Below are 13,847 nucleotides of genomic sequence, written 5' to 3'. Positions count from 1 at the left end.
TGACTACGCTCGATCCATCACTGCCGATGGTCAGGAGCTGGGTCAGATGCCCTCAATCGCGTTCGAACCACAGGTCGTCGAGGACCCACCGGTCTGGCCCCAGTCCGTGGTCACCGTGGTCGGCAACCCCAAAGCCGGCTCCCGTACGGCGGCCGCCGCGGCCTCGGTCGCGGAACTCCTCGCCTCCGAGCTGGGAACGCCGTACCGGATCGACGAGCTGGTCGACCTGGTCACGATCGCCCCGGCGATCTTCCAGGGGGACGCGGCCAGTGAGGCGGATCGGACTGCGCTCGACAGCGCGATCGAGCTGGCCGCCTCGGCGTCGGTGATCGTGATCGCGACACCGGTCTACAAGGGCAGCTACACCGGGCTGCTGAAGAGCTTCCTGGATGTGCTCCCCGCTCGTGCGCTGGCCGGGGCGGTCGTCGTACCGGTCACTGTGTCGGCCGCGCCCAGTCACAAGCTGCTCGCTGATCAGCATCTGCGCCCGGTTCTGGCCGAGCTCGGTGCGAGTGTGCCGGTGCCTGGCGTGATTCTGGAGGAGCGCGATCTGGAGGATCTGCAGGTCGTTCTCGCCAGCTGGCTGCGCGCCAACGCCGGCATCATCCAGGCCACCACGATCGCCCTCCAGCCCGTCGCCGAGCCGACGCCTCTGCGTTAACCGGTCGCGGCCTGCGGTCGCGGGATCTAGCGTGGCCGTATGGATGAGCGCGTGGAGGGGAACCGGGCCGGCTGGGACCTGCGGGCCGAGGCGCACACGAGCGGCGCCGGCCTGTACGACGTGGACGGCTTCCGCGCCGGCGGGAGTTCGCTGCGCCCGTTTGAGCTGGAGGCGCTTGGTGACGTGCGGGGTAAGCGGCTCCTGCACCTGATGTGCCACTTCGGCCTCGACACGCTGTCCTGGGCTCGGCTCGGGGCTTCGGTGACCGGTCTGGACTTCTCGGGTTCGGCTGTCGAGGCGGCTCGGCGGTTGGCGGATGAGGTGGGCCTGGACGCGCGGTTCGTACAGGCGGACGTGTACGACGCGGCCGACGTACTGGGGGAGCAGTACGACATCGTGATCGCGACGTACGGCGTACTGGTGTGGTTGCCCGACCTGACCGAATGGGCGCGCGTCGTGGCGCGGCTGCTGCGACCGGGCGGGATGCTGTTCGTCGGCGAGTTCCACCCCCAACAGGCTCAGGTCGACGACGACCTCCGCATCACCTCGTCGTACTTCCGCACCCAGCCCCGCCAATCCCAGGTCACTTCCAGCTACACCGGCCAGGACCTCCCCACCCACACCCAAACCACCTGGCCCTGGACCATCAGCGGCTTACTCAACGCCCTCATCACCGCCGGCCTCCACATCACCCGCGTCGACGAACTCCCAGTAGACCTCCGCCAACGCCGCCCCACCATGCGCCCAACCCCCGAAGGCCTCTGGCACCTCCCCGGCAACCCCATCCCCCTCCTCCTAACCTGCCAAGCCACCAAACCCCTCTAGCCGGGCTGGGGTTGCGTTATCCGATGGATTTTGGGGACTCGATGACGAAAATCCATCGGTTAGCGGACTGGGCAGGTGGGGCTGCAGGGGCGGTGGTGATGTCGAGCCAGCTGTAGCGGAGGGTGGTTTCGGCGCGGAGGGTGGCTCTGTTGTCTCGGTCGAGGTCTCGCCAGCGCTGGTGCGGGATGTGGTGGAGGCGGCCGTCGAGTTCTACGTCCAGTCCGAAGCCGTCGTAGTACACGTCGGTGAACTCTCGGTCGATGGCTCGTTGGCGGTGGCCGGTGGGGAGGCCGTGGCGGCGTTCGACGTCTCGGATGTAGCGGAGTTCGAGGAGGGAGTGGGAGCCGGCGGCGACATCGGCGAGGATCGGCCGGAGTGAACGGCCGTGGCGGAGTCGGCCTCGGGTGGTCAGGGCCGCGGCGATGGTGGTGGGGTGTACTCGGCCGGATTGGCACGCTTCGGCGATGACTGCTGCTGCTTCGTCGAGGGTTCGGGTGATTCCGACGATGTCGAGGACCGCGTGGGCGGCGGTACGGCGGGGCGGGGTGGCGCGCGCGAGTCGGTCGGCCCAGTGGATGTCGCGGTGGATGACGAGGCCGGGGCGTCGGATGAGGGAGCGGTGGTCGGGGATGGTCACGTGGACCGGGCGATCGGGGGAGGGCTTCAGAAGGCCGAGTTGTTCGGCTGCGGTGTAGTGGCTCCAGGCGGCGGTGGGGCCGGCGTGCAGGAGGCCGGCGATCAGGCGTTCGTCGTACCCGATGGGGCCGCTGTGGGTCGCATAGACGCCGGGGTGGATGGTTTGCCAGCGGCGGTTGCGGATCCGCTGCCTGATGCGGTCGCTCGTCCAGCCTGCTGAGAGCAGTTGGACGCGCGACACGATCTGGTGCTGGCTACGGATGAGTTCCTGGATTCCATCGTCGGCTAGTTGTCGGTGCCACCACCATTCCATTCGCCCCAGCATGAGCCAATCGGTGTGACCCTGCAGAGCGCCCTGTGGATAACCCTGTTAGTCGGCGTGGGTGGGTTGGGTGGGGGGTTGGCGGAGGGAGGCGACGGCGGGGACGAGGGTGGAGGTGAAGGTCAGGAGGGTGGCGGCTCCGATGATCAGGAGGTAGATCCAGAAGGGGCCGGTGGGGAGGGAGTTGGCGACCTTGGCGGAGAAGGGGATGAGGGCGGCCAGGGCTACCAGGGTGCCCAGGGTGATGCCGGAGAGGGTGATGAGGGCGCCTTCGGCGGTGAGCATGCGGAGGACTTGGGCGCGGGTTGAGCCGGTGAGGCGTTGGAGGGCGAACTCGCGGCGGCGGCGCAGGGTGGTGGAGACGAGGGTGTTGACCACCGAGACTGCGGTGTAGGCGATGAGCATGCCGACGAGCATGTAGTTGACCCACGCTTGGGTTTTCTGGTCCTCGGCGTTGGCGGAGACGAGGGCTTCGCGGTCGGCGACCTGTACGCCGGGATGGGTGGCAGCGAGTTTGGTCAGTGCCGGGCCGGGGTCACCACCAGGGGTGGTGCGGACGAGGATCTGGCGGATCAGGCCGTCGGTGGTGTGGGCGGTGACGAGGGCTGTGGGGAGGACGATGCTTTCGTAACCGCGTTCGGCGGCGAAGATCGCGACCACGCTGAGCTTCACGGACGTGCCGTCGCCCAAGGTCACGGTGATGGTCGAGCCGACGCCGCGGTTGATCTTCTGCGCCACGTACTCGGGCAGCGCGACGGTCGAGCCGGTCAGGCCGGCAAGAGATCCGTCGGTGACTCGGACCGGGGCCGGGCCGTTCGCGTCCTGGGCGTCGACGCCGATGAGTGGGGCGCCGTCGTCGTCGAAGGGTGCGTTGCGGGGTTCGTCGATGACGCCGGTGCTGCGGACGTACGCCGACGCACCGCTGACACCTGGTACGGCGCGGATCTGCTGCACGAGTTGCGGGGACATGCCGGTCGCCGAGGTGAGGACGACGTCCGCGTTGAGGTCGCGGGTGAAGGCCTTGGAGGCGGCGTCGACCTGGGTGGTCTGCATGTAGAGGTTGGCGGTGGAGATGCCGACGGCAAGCATCACCGGCATCACAGCGGCCGACATCGCCACCGAGCGGACCGAGACGTTGCGAATCGCCAGTCGGCCGTTGACCCGGCTGAGTGCTTGCACCGGCCAACGCCACAGCAGCAGAGCGGCCTTGGTCCAGAAGGGGCCGAGCAGCGCGACACCGATCGCCCAGCACAGGACGGACGGGCCGGCGGTGGCACCGGCGAGCGGGCCGACCATCACGGTTGCCGTCACGATCATCAGCGCCATACCACCGCCGAGGAACAGCAGGCCGGCGATCAACCGCACCCAGCTGAACCACTTACGCTGCAGCGAGGCCTCCATCAGCGCCTGAACGGGCTTGATCTTGGCCGACTTGCGAGCCGCGATCAGGGCCGCACCGATCACCGCGAGGACCGCAGCACCGGCACCGGCCGCGAACGGAATCAGGCCTTGGTAGAACGAGATCACCGGCGACGCGACACCGTGTTCGGCGAGCTGGTCGAACAGGAACCGCCCGAGCAGCATCCCCGGCATGATGCCGAAGGCAACGGCCGGCAGGGCGACGAGCAGGCCTTCGCCGAGAATCATCCGCCGTACCTGACCAGGTGTGGTGCCGATCCCGCGCAGCAGGGCGAACTCGCGCTCCCGGTGCTGCGCCGACAGCGCCAGCGTGGACGCGACGACGAACATCATCGTCATCACCGCGATCCCGCCGAACGAACCGGCGATCGCGATCAGCGCCTCCCGCTGTCCGCCGGTGCCCGGGTGCTCGGCCAGGCCACGGTCGATTCCGGACAGTGCGGTCACGTTCCCGAGTGCCTCGATCCGGTCCTTGACCGCGTCGACGTCGGTGCCAGGGGCAACCAGTACGCCGACGTCGGCGTACCGGTCGGGCATCCGGCTGAGCCGCGCGGCATCAGGCTCACTGAAGAAGGTGTGACCAGCCGGAGCCGCGGCGATGCCACTGACCGTGAAGCTCTGGGGCACCCCGTTGGCCAGCACACGCACCCGGTCGCCCAGCTTGCCGCTGGTGCTGACGATCTCGCCGACGCCGGGTGCCCGACCGCTCACCAGCTTGTACGGCGCCAGCGCAGCGCTCGCCCAATTGTGGCCTTCGGCAACCACTGACCCGGATGGTGTGACCAGCGGAGCCGTGAAGCTGCGGTCGCCGATCACTCCCGTGACCCCTTCGACCGCGCGGATCCTGGTGACCAACTCAGCCGGTACCCCGACTCGCTCGGTCAGTGGGAAGGCGTCGGTGTCCTCGTCGGCGCCCGGTGGTTTGTGCGACTGCTGGCCGGTGACCACGATCGGGGCCGCGGCCAGTCGCTGGGGTTCGACGTTCGAGCGGATACCGGTCTCCATCAGACCGCCGCAGGCCATCACGATCGCCGTACCGAAGACGACCGCGACGAAGGTCGCGATGAACCCGCCCTTGCGGAAGCGCAGGGTGCGGATGGCGAGGCGCATCATCCGGTCACCGCGAGCTTCCCGCGCGCACCGAGGTGCGTCAGCCGGTCGGCGACCTGCTCGGCGGTCGGGGCGATCAAACTTCCGGCGAGACGTCCGTCGGCGAGGAAGACGACCTGGTCCGCGTACGACGCGGCGACCGGGTCGTGGGTGACCATCACCACGGTCTGACCCTGGGTGCGGACCGGTTCGCGGAGCAGTTCGAGGACGTCGGCCGCGGTCTGGGTGTCGAGGGCGCCGGTCGGCTCGTCGGCGAAGATCACCGCCGGGCGGGCGACCAGCGCGCGGGCGATCGCGACGCGCTGCTGCTGACCACCGGACAGTTCGCCCGGGCGGTTCCGCTGCTTGTCGCCGAGGCCCACCCGCTCGAGCACCTCACGGACCGCCGCCTTGTTCGGCCGCCGACCGTCGAGCTCCTGCGGCAGTACGACGTTCTGCCAGACCGTCAGCGCGGGCAGCAGGTTGAACGACTGGAACACGAACCCGATCCGCTCACGACGCAGCTCGGTGAGCTGTCGCTCGTTCATCCCGGCCAACGGCAGCCCGTCAATCAGAACCGAACCCGACGTAGGCCGATCCAAACCCGCCGCACAATGCAGGAAGGTGCTCTTACCGGAACCCGACGGCCCCATCACCGCGGTGAACGTACCGCGCCCGAATCCGATGCTCACCCCGTCGAGTGCGATGACGCTGTTGCCACCCCGGCCGTAGACCCGCCGTACATCCTGAAGTACCACTGAATGCTCGCTGCGGACCGCGGCGTCCTGCCGCCTCTTCGTCATACCCAGGACGCTACGGATCCTCCACCCTCCACCCCAGGGTGCTGAGACGTGGTCGATGGTGGTGCAAACACCACCTAGGACACCAGGTGGTTGCGCATACCTGCGCAGACCTGGGAGACCAGGGGCTCGGTCCAGTCGGTGCCGTCGCCGCTGAAGTGGCCGGTTAGGGCGTTGGTGGTTGTGGGGCGGAGGCGGATGCCGAGGATGTCGGCCAGGCCGGTGTCCTTGGGGCCGGCTACGGCTGTGATTGAGGCTTGGACTGGGCCGAAGTGGTAGCCGGGGGGCCACTGCTGGGGGACGTATTCGAAGAAGGGGGAGCGGGGTGGGACGTCGGCTTCCAGGACGGGGAAGCGGGCGTGGCGGCTGCAGCCGACTACTGCTTCGCGGACTGTGGCGATGTCGGCGTCGCGGGGGATGGCCAGGACGGACGGGACGATGCAGGGGCCGAGTACGCGTTGCCACTGGGGGCGGTCGCGTTTGCTGAACAGGGTGGCGAAGACCAGGGTGTCACCGGCTCCGACGTACGGCGTCATGCCGGCGGCTAGTGCGGCGAGCAGGGTGACTAGCGGCGTACTGCGTTGGTGCAGGGTTCGCTGGTTGACCGCGGTCAGCTCGGAGGGGGTGAGTAGCTGGTCGCGGTAGGCGAAGGGCTTGGCTGGCTGGGCGGGTGGTTGGGGGCAGGGCTTGGCGTCGGTGAGTCGGGCCTGCCACCAGTCGCTGGCCGGACCGCGTTGGCGTTCGACCAGTGCGGCTTCGTTGAGGGTGTAGTCGGCGTACTGCGCAGCAGGGGGCGGTACGGCGGCACCTGTCAGCTGGGCGGAGTAGAGGGCGGCCAGCTCGTCCAGGGTGGTCCAGAGTGTCACCGGGTCGGCGACCATGTGGTGCAGGTGGAGGGCGAGGCGGTTGCCGGCCAGCCGCAGCCGGACTGGGGCTGCGAGCGGTACTTCGGCGTGTGTCTCAACCGCGTCTACCAGCTCTAGCTCGGCTGTCGGCGCAGGGTGGATCAGCTGGGACTGGTCAACGATCTCGGTGCGCAGTACGTCGTGGCGTCGCTGCAGCTCGTGGAATGCTGCTGCGAGCGCGCTGGGGTTCAGTGCGCCGTCCAGCTCGAGTACGGCGTTCATCGTGAACCACGGTCCGCGTGCGAACCCTGGTCGGTTCGCGTCCAGGTGTAAGGCGAACGTCTGCCATAAGGAGGTCTTCACAGCAGCGCCTCCGAGTAGTCAGGCACCTCCGCTTTGAGCAGGGCCTCGTGCAGGTCTTGCAGTACGTCGACTGCGAAGTCCTTGGTGGCCCAGTCCGCGAAGGAGATGCCGTAGCCGAGTGAGATCCACAGGTCGGCGTTGCGTTGCTCGTGAGCGCCGAATGGTTCGAGTAGGACGAGTGGGGTTGCGGACCACAGTGAGTCGAGCAGTGTGCCGCCGCCGGGCTTGCTGACGGTGGCCAGGGCCTGCCGACACAGGTCGAATGAGCCATGGTGACCGGTGCGCTGTTCGAACGCCTCCCCGGCGAGTCCGAACGGCGGATAGCCGTCGTCCAGCCAGGGATGCCAGTCCGGGTCGATCATGAAGTAGCGGACGCCGTCTGAGGTCAGGTCCTGCTTCTCGTAGGCGACCACGTCCAGTGCGAACCCCACGGTGCCGAGCTCGGCGGCGTACTCGCGGTACGTGCCCATGCCCCAGCCGCCGCCGTGTACGAGCAGGCGGTGGTCGCGGTCGGTCCAGGCGATCGGTGCGTCGCGGCTGACCGGGATGCTGCAGGGGATCGTGCCGGCGTCCGCGTCGGCGAGCTTGACGTGCCGGACCGGGTACGGCGGGGTGCCGACCTTCTGGAATGAGGGGGAGATGACCGAGTCCACGTGGCAGATGTCTACGTCGACCGGTCCGTGGTGTTCGAGGTAGTCGGTGAGCAGGGTGAGCCAGAAGCCGGAGAAGACGATGAAGCGGGTCACTCCGCGGGATTGCCAGTCTTTGAAGAGCTGGTCGACAGCTGCCGGGTCTGCGGCGCGGGAGGCGTTGCCGGCGAGCTTCTGGCCGGCCATGGCGACTCGGAAGTCGCGGTGGAAGGCTACCTTGGACTGGGCGGTGGTTTCGAGGGTCTTGGCCGGCATGAGCCGTTCCAGGACTGAGACGGAGACCTGGCCGCCTTGTTCGCGGATGCGGTCGGCTAGTAGGAGACCGGGGACGTGGACGCCCAGCGCGACGCCTGAGGTGAGGATCTCGATCACAGTGCTGCCAGTTCTTTGGCGAGGTGTCGCGCGACCAGCTTGACCAGACCGGCGTGGTCGGGGCCGGTGTAGCCGCGTGGGGTGCCTTCGATGAGCATGATCAGGTAGAGGTAGACGCGGTAGAGGGACAGGCGTTCGCGGTCGATGTCAGCGCCGTACCCGGCGATGAGGTCGGGGTCGACGTCGCTGAAGAGAGTGAGTGAGACGAACTCCGCTACCGGGTCGCCCCAGAATGCGCGCTCGCCGTCGATGAGGCCGGTCACTCGGCCGTCCTCGACCAGGATGTTGCCGTCCCAGAGGTCGAAGTGGATCAGGCGGGGGGTGCTGACCGAGTCGAGTAGGGCGGTGCGGTCGGTGACGAGTTGGCGGGTCACCTTGGCCGGGAGGGCGACGTCGTACCGGTCGGCGTCGGTCAGGAGGTCGTCGAACATGGCTAGGAAGGCCTTGCTCCACGAGTCTTTGAAGCCGCGTTGTGGATAGCCGAAGCCGTCGGTGCCGGTGACTTCGTGCAGGCTGGAGACGATCGCTCCGAGCTCACGCCGGTACTGCGCTCGTTCGGTGGAGACGCTGTGGAGTGTGACGCCGGGGAGTGCGGTCATCAGGAGGAAGTCGGGGCCGGAGTCGACGACCTCGGGGACCGGAGCTTTACCGAGCGCCGCTTGGTAGAACGTCGCTTCCGTCTGGATGAGGTCTTGTTCATACGTGAGCCCGGGACCGGTCGGGGCCACCTTCAGTACCAGGTCACCGTCGGCATGTGTGAGCAGGTGCACGGTGTTGTAGGTGCCGTCGGCAAGCTCCGTGACTGTGGAAAGTGCCGCAGGATCTCGACCTGCCCGAGTGAGCAAGGAGGCGAGATGCGCGGGGTCCAGGGGGCGGGGCTGGGGGCGGCGACCCGAGTCATGGCTCATGCTGTGCCCCTCCGACGGGCGTCGGCGTAGATGGCGTCCATCAGTTCTATGCGGGGGATGGCTTCGGTCAGGTCTGAGGTGCCGTTGACGAAGTTGGTCAGTTGGCGTTCGTAGTAGGCGACGGGGGCGAAGGTGATGACTTCGCGGTTGCCGGTGGTGGGGGTGATGATCAGGTTGAGGGGGACGGGGCCTAGGACCGGGCGGAGGAAGTTGCGGAGTTTGACGGTGGCCTGGTCGAAGGTGAAGACGTGTTCAGAGAGGTGGGTCGGGCCTGTGTCGCAGTCCAGGGTGGCGGTTGCGCCGTCTGGCCAGTGGAGGGTGGCTACGAAGGATCGGTCTACTCCGTTGGGGCCGTCGAACGCGGATTCGCCGGTGACCTCGACGGCGTCGGTTTCGGTGGTGAGGCCGACTGTGGCCTGGATTGCTTGGAGCCAGTAGCTGGCGCAGTCGTAGAAGATGCCGCCGCCCAGTTCGGGCTGGTCGCGGTAGCCGCCGGGTTTCGGTTCGGCGAAGGTCATGCGAGTGCGGACGGACCGCAGTACGCCGTAGCGGCCGTCGTCGATGAAGGAGCGGACCACCTGCTGCCACTCGTGGTTGGCCGTCGCCACGGCCTCGGTCACCTGGACGGTGCCGTTGGCGGCGAACTCCAGTTCGGCGACCTGCTCGGCGGTGAGGCACAAGGGTTTCTCGACGATCACATGCTTCCCGGCGACGGCCGCGCGGACCGCCCAGCGGTGGTGGGCCGAGTTGTGCAGCGAGATGTAGACGGCTTCGACCGAAGGGTCGGCGAGCAGGGCTGCGTAGTTCTCGTGCACCACCTCGATCCCGTGCTGGTTGGCGAACTCCTTGGCTCGTACGGCGTCACTGGCGGCGACCGCCCGGACGTGGGCGTTCGCGGTGGTGGCCGGTGCCAGCATGGTGCGGGCAGCGATCCCGGTGGCTCCGATCAGCCCGATCTCAAGCGGCATCGGTCATCCCTCGTGGTGTCAGGCCGGCGGCGTCGACCGCGGTCACCAAGCGGCGTTGCCACTGGCCGAGGTCGTCCGGGCGGCAGAAGATTGCCAGGTACACCCGGCCGCCGGGCGCGGCGAGGGTGCTGCCGTTCAGCACCAGTACGCCGGGCTCGTCGCCGGTGGTGAGCAGGCCGTCGAAGGCGGTCAGCACATCGGTAATTCCCTTGCCTGGGGCAACGTTCAGTTCGAGCTGCCACAGGTGGGCGGTCAGGTCGGTCCGCTGATCCAGGTGCAGGGTGAGTAGGCCGAGGGATTGGCGGGCATTGATCTCGAGGACCGGTACGACGGTTCCGTCGGCGAGCAGCATGGCGTCGACGCCGACCGGTCCCCAGTACCCGGCCTTGGCGAGCGCGTCGGTGACACCTGCCAGCGATTCGGCGTACCAGCCTTCGTCGACCAAGGCGGTCGGTGGTCGGTGGGAGCCGAGATGACGGAAGCCTTTGTTGGTCATCTGCTGCAGGCCGAGGAAGTCCGCCGTACCGTCGCGGTGCACGATGAAGTGGCCGGAGAAGTCATGCAGCTTGGGCAGCTTCTCCTGGACGAGCAGCTCGACCCGGCGGTCCTGTTTGCGCAGCACGCGCTCGACCGCGCGCAGGACGCCGGGGGTGGAGATTTCGAGCAGAGCGCGACCGGAGACGCCGTACGGATCCTTCACCAGGGCTCGGAAGTCGAGCTCGGTGACGACGGTGACCAGCTCCTCCGGTGAGCGGACGACTCGGCCCGCGCCGGGGAGGCCGAGCTCGATCACCAGTTCGTTCGACCAGGTCTTGGAGTTGACCCGGGCAACGACCTCGCTCGATGGCAGGCTCGCGCCGACCAATTGAGAGGTGTCCGGCAGGACGGCGTACGGCGCGACGTCCGCACCCTGCACCAGATCCGGATCGATGAACCGCTCGACCGGACCAGGCCCCGGATCGCCGACCGAAACGTGGCGAACCGAATGACCTGCCAGGACGTCCGGATGGATCGGATACCGGGTGATGAGCAGGTCGTCCGGTGCGCAGAAACCCAGCAGCAGCTCGTCCATCGCATCGACAGCCGGATCGCGGCCGCCGACCGATGGCAGCTCGGCCAGGTCGGCCGGCCGCCACCACGTCTCCGCGTCGAACGTCCCGAAGCGGACCGTCATTGCACTGGAGTGGCCAGCCGCTCCACGAAGGCGCTGAACTGCCGCACCGATCGCAGATCGTCCAGCTGGAGGTTGGGATAGTCGAGCTCGAGGTCGAACTCGTCCTCGATCGCCAGCAGGAACGTGATCGTCTGCAGCGAGTCCAGACCGTACTCCTCGACCAGGTCGGCGCCGGAGCCGATCTCCTCGGCGGTCGTGCCGTTGTCGAGCACCTTGGCCAGCACGAGCTTCACGCGGTCTTCGATGGTCACCTCAGACTCCGTTCAGGTAGAGAAGGATGCACTTCGAGCAGACCGGCATCATTCCGTTCTCGGACATGATCCGGCGCACCTCACGGAACGACTGGCTCTGCCACAGGTCGCTGACCGACTGCTCGTAGAGGTTGCCGACCACGAACTCCGGGAAGAACTTGCAGGAGCTGACCGCACCGTCGGCGTGCACCTCCATCCGGTTGGAGACCGCGAGGCACTTGCTGCGGTGCTGCGCGGGGCGCGACGTACCGAGGATGAAGTCGGTGACCTCGTCGTCCTCGAGCTGCGGCTGGTAGCGCAGCCGCACGTTCCAGGCACGGGACGCCAGCCGGGCCATCGACTCCCGCAGCGCGGGGAGCTCTTCCTCGGGCAGCTGGTAGGTGTACGAGTGCCAGGTGGGCTTCTTGGTGTCGGTGTTCGGCTCCAGCCAGGCGAACGACTGCTCGTAGAGCCGGTCCATCGCCTCCGCGACCGACGGGCTGATGTACCAGGGGAACTGGAAGTAGACGGTGTTGACGCCCAGCTCCTCGGCCCACTCCATGAACTCGTACATCTTGTGCACGGTGACGTGGGAGACCATGCAGGACAGCGAAAGCTCGCCGTCCCACTTCCCTTCGCGTTTGAGGTCCAGCATCATCTGGATGTTCTCCATGGTCCGCTTGAACGTGCCGCGGCCACGCAGTGCCTCGTGGTCCTCGCCCAGACCGTCCAGGCTGACCAGGAGGTTGAGGTTCTCGCCGATCCGGAGCAGGTCGTCGACCTTGCGCTTGAACAGCAGGCCGTTGGTGCACATGTTGACGGTCCGCGGGTACTTCTCCAGTAGCTTCGCGACTTCGTCGAACTTCGTGTGCATCAACGGTTCGCCGCCCCAGAGGAACATCTTGGAGCGGACCTCGGCGGTCGTCCTCAGCACGTCCTCGATGACGGACAGGTCCAGCTCGGTGCGCTGGCGTTCGGAGCTGAAGTCGCGGAAGAAGCCCTGCTCGTTCCACTGGTAGCAGTGGGTACAGCGCAGGTTGCAGCGGTAGGTCAGTTGCAGACTGACCTCCTGCGGTAGCGGAGCGGCGTACTCGGGGTCGGTCAGCAGGTTCTTGCGGGCCTTGGACCGGATCGAGACGGTGTGCAGGATGTCGGCGAACTCTTTGGTGTTCAGGGTGCGGGTCGTGGTGGGGCGCATCGGACCTCCCGTGGAGTGGCGAGTAGGGCACTGCTTCCGGCGATCACACCTCCCGTCGCGAGTACCAGGACGAGACCGGTCGCGGCCCCGAGATGAGTGCTCAGTACGCCGCCGGCGAAGCCGCCGGTGAGTGCGCCGAGCGGAACGGTGGACGAGGTGAGCGTGCGGGCAGTTGCGTGCACTGTGCTCTGCAGCGCAGCCGGTGTGACCTGCTGACGGACACTGGTGGTCACGACGTTCCACACCGGCAGCCAGCCGCCCGCGAGGACTCGGATCAGCACCAGCGTGACCGCAGGTGCTGTGACGAGGCAGAGCGGAATCGCCAACCAGCACAGGGCTTCCACGCTCGTCAGCAGCAGCACCCTGCGGGTACCCAGCTTGCTGGCGAGGCGGTTGGCGACGAAAGCGCCGAGCAGGCCGCCGACTGAACCTGCGGCGATCAGCAGGCCGCCGGCGAGGCTGGAGAGCCCGAGAACGCGGTACGCGAACAGGAGCAGTACGGCGTCGACCATGCCGGAGCCGAAGCTGCGAACTGCGGCCGCTCCGACCTGTCTGCGCAGTACCGGGTGGTGTCGCACGAACGCGAAGCCGGTCCGGATCCTTTGCAGGAAGGGCTCCTGGGCCGGCTCTGCGGGTGGTTCGATCGTCGTGATGCGAGTGCGGCCGTAGGCCGAGGCCAGGAAGGGCAGGGCACTCAGGAACAGGCCGACGGTCGAGCCGGTGGTACGGAGCAGCAGACCGGCCAGTGCTGGACCGACCAGCTTGGAGGCACTGTCCGAGCTCTGCAGCTTGGCGTTGGCACCGACCAATCCGCCAGGGGAGACCAGTGCGGGCAGGTAGGACTGGCTCGCGACATCCACGAACACCATCGCGACACCGGCGACCGCAACCACCACGAACAGCTGGCCCATCCCGGCACCGCCGAGGAGCGCAGCCAGCGGGATCGTCGCGAAGACAGCGAAACGGACGGTCTCGCCGGCGATCATCACGCGGCGGCGGGGGACATGGGAGAGCGCGGCTCCGGCCACCAGCCCGAACGCGGGGTAGGCGAACCAGCCCAGCGCGGACAGTACGCCGACCTCGGCGCTGGACGCGTCCAGCGTCAGAATCGCGATACTGGGAACGGCAAAACCGGTCAGCCGGTCACCGACGAAACTCGCCGTCTGACTGCTCCAGTACCACGACAGATCGGCCGCCGGCCGTGTTCGTGTGATCGTTCGTCCGCGCACCCGTCGCCCCCAGCGTCGTTGGCTGAACCCCGGCCTTTCTTCAAGTCCTGAATGAAGTGCTCGGACAACTTAACCGGGTAGGTCGCGCTACTCAAGCCCTGCTTCATGAATTCGTGGCTGACGGGGACAAGTGGTACGGACTCTCATTTTTGGGAGGT

At 67.5% G+C, this 13,847-nt stretch carries 13 protein-coding genes; 2 read left to right on the top strand and 11 right to left on the bottom strand.

From position 1 onward, the window contains the following. The first annotated feature begins 46 nt into the window (after window positions 1-46). Both ACFCV3_RS40695 and ACFCV3_RS40690 read left to right on the top strand, forming a co-directional pair. Window positions 47-661, top strand: coding sequence for an NADPH-dependent FMN reductase (locus ACFCV3_RS40695; RefSeq protein ID WP_132410364.1), 615 nt, complete (start codon window positions 47-49; stop codon window positions 659-661). A 39-nt stretch (window positions 662-700) separates the two neighbouring features. Next, complete coding sequence (locus ACFCV3_RS40690) at window positions 701-1,486, top strand: class I SAM-dependent methyltransferase (RefSeq protein WP_376040328.1); 786 nt, start codon at window positions 701-703, stop codon at window positions 1,484-1,486. A gap of 16 nt (window positions 1,487-1,502) precedes the next feature. Here ACFCV3_RS40690 and ACFCV3_RS40685 read toward each other — a convergent pair whose 3' ends face one another. From ACFCV3_RS40685 to ACFCV3_RS40635, 11 genes are all read right to left on the bottom strand, one after another. Continuing rightward, entirely contained in the window at window positions 1,503-2,363 is an 861-nt protein-coding gene (locus ACFCV3_RS40685) for a hypothetical protein (RefSeq protein WP_376040325.1), read from the bottom strand. A 129-nt stretch (window positions 2,364-2,492) separates the two neighbouring features. Continuing rightward, on the bottom strand, window positions 2,493-4,976 hold the full coding sequence (locus tag ACFCV3_RS40680; protein WP_376040322.1) for an FtsX-like permease family protein: 2,484 nt from the start codon (window positions 4,974-4,976) through the stop codon (window positions 2,493-2,495). Continuing rightward, window positions 4,973-5,755 carry an ABC transporter ATP-binding protein gene (locus tag ACFCV3_RS40675; protein WP_376040319.1) on the bottom strand — a complete coding sequence of 261 codons (783 nt, stop codon included), beginning with the start codon at window positions 5,753-5,755 and terminating at the stop codon, window positions 4,973-4,975. Before ACFCV3_RS40675 ends, ACFCV3_RS40680 begins: the two co-directional genes overlap by 4 nt. A 74-nt stretch (window positions 5,756-5,829) precedes the next feature. Beyond that, complete coding sequence (locus ACFCV3_RS40670; RefSeq protein WP_376040316.1) at window positions 5,830-6,960, bottom strand: condensation domain-containing protein; 1,131 nt, start codon at window positions 6,958-6,960, stop codon at window positions 5,830-5,832. Beyond that, window positions 6,957-7,982 carry a hypothetical protein gene (locus ACFCV3_RS40665; RefSeq protein WP_376040314.1) on the bottom strand — a complete coding sequence of 342 codons (1,026 nt, stop codon included), beginning with the start codon at window positions 7,980-7,982 and terminating at the stop codon, window positions 6,957-6,959. Before ACFCV3_RS40665 ends, ACFCV3_RS40670 begins: the two co-directional genes overlap by 4 nt. Continuing rightward, on the bottom strand, window positions 7,979-8,890 hold the full coding sequence (locus ACFCV3_RS40660) for a phosphotransferase family protein (protein ID WP_376040311.1): 912 nt from the start codon (window positions 8,888-8,890) through the stop codon (window positions 7,979-7,981). The genes ACFCV3_RS40665 and ACFCV3_RS40660 overlap by 4 nt, the downstream gene beginning before the upstream one ends. Next, window positions 8,887-9,858 (bottom strand): Gfo/Idh/MocA family protein, encoded by a 972-nt coding sequence (locus ACFCV3_RS40655; RefSeq protein WP_376040309.1) that lies wholly within the window; start codon window positions 9,856-9,858, stop codon window positions 8,887-8,889. Before ACFCV3_RS40655 ends, ACFCV3_RS40660 begins: the two co-directional genes overlap by 4 nt. After that, the gene (locus tag ACFCV3_RS40650; RefSeq protein WP_376040307.1) at window positions 9,848-11,032 is read right to left on the bottom strand and encodes a hypothetical protein; all 1,185 of its coding nucleotides are present in this window, start codon (window positions 11,030-11,032) and stop codon (window positions 9,848-9,850) included. Before ACFCV3_RS40650 ends, ACFCV3_RS40655 begins: the two co-directional genes overlap by 11 nt. Beyond that, entirely contained in the window at window positions 11,029-11,283 is a 255-nt protein-coding gene (locus ACFCV3_RS40645; RefSeq protein ID WP_376040305.1) for an acyl carrier protein, read from the bottom strand. Before ACFCV3_RS40645 ends, ACFCV3_RS40650 begins: the two co-directional genes overlap by 4 nt. A 1-nt stretch (window position 11,284) precedes the next feature. Further along, window positions 11,285-12,460 carry a radical SAM protein gene (locus ACFCV3_RS40640; RefSeq protein WP_376040303.1) on the bottom strand — a complete coding sequence of 392 codons (1,176 nt, stop codon included), beginning with the start codon at window positions 12,458-12,460 and terminating at the stop codon, window positions 11,285-11,287. Beyond that, on the bottom strand, window positions 12,433-13,689 hold the full coding sequence (locus tag ACFCV3_RS40635) for an MFS transporter (protein WP_376040300.1): 1,257 nt from the start codon (window positions 13,687-13,689) through the stop codon (window positions 12,433-12,435). Before ACFCV3_RS40635 ends, ACFCV3_RS40640 begins: the two co-directional genes overlap by 28 nt. Window positions 13,690-13,847 lie beyond the last annotated feature (158 nt).

It is taken from the genome of Kribbella sp. NPDC056345 (assembly GCF_042262745.1).
In the GTDB taxonomy this organism is placed as follows: domain Bacteria; phylum Actinomycetota; class Actinomycetes; order Propionibacteriales; family Kribbellaceae; genus Kribbella.
The sequence above is the reverse complement of the archived record's forward strand: the minus strand, read 5'-3'. Positions and strand labels throughout refer to the sequence as shown.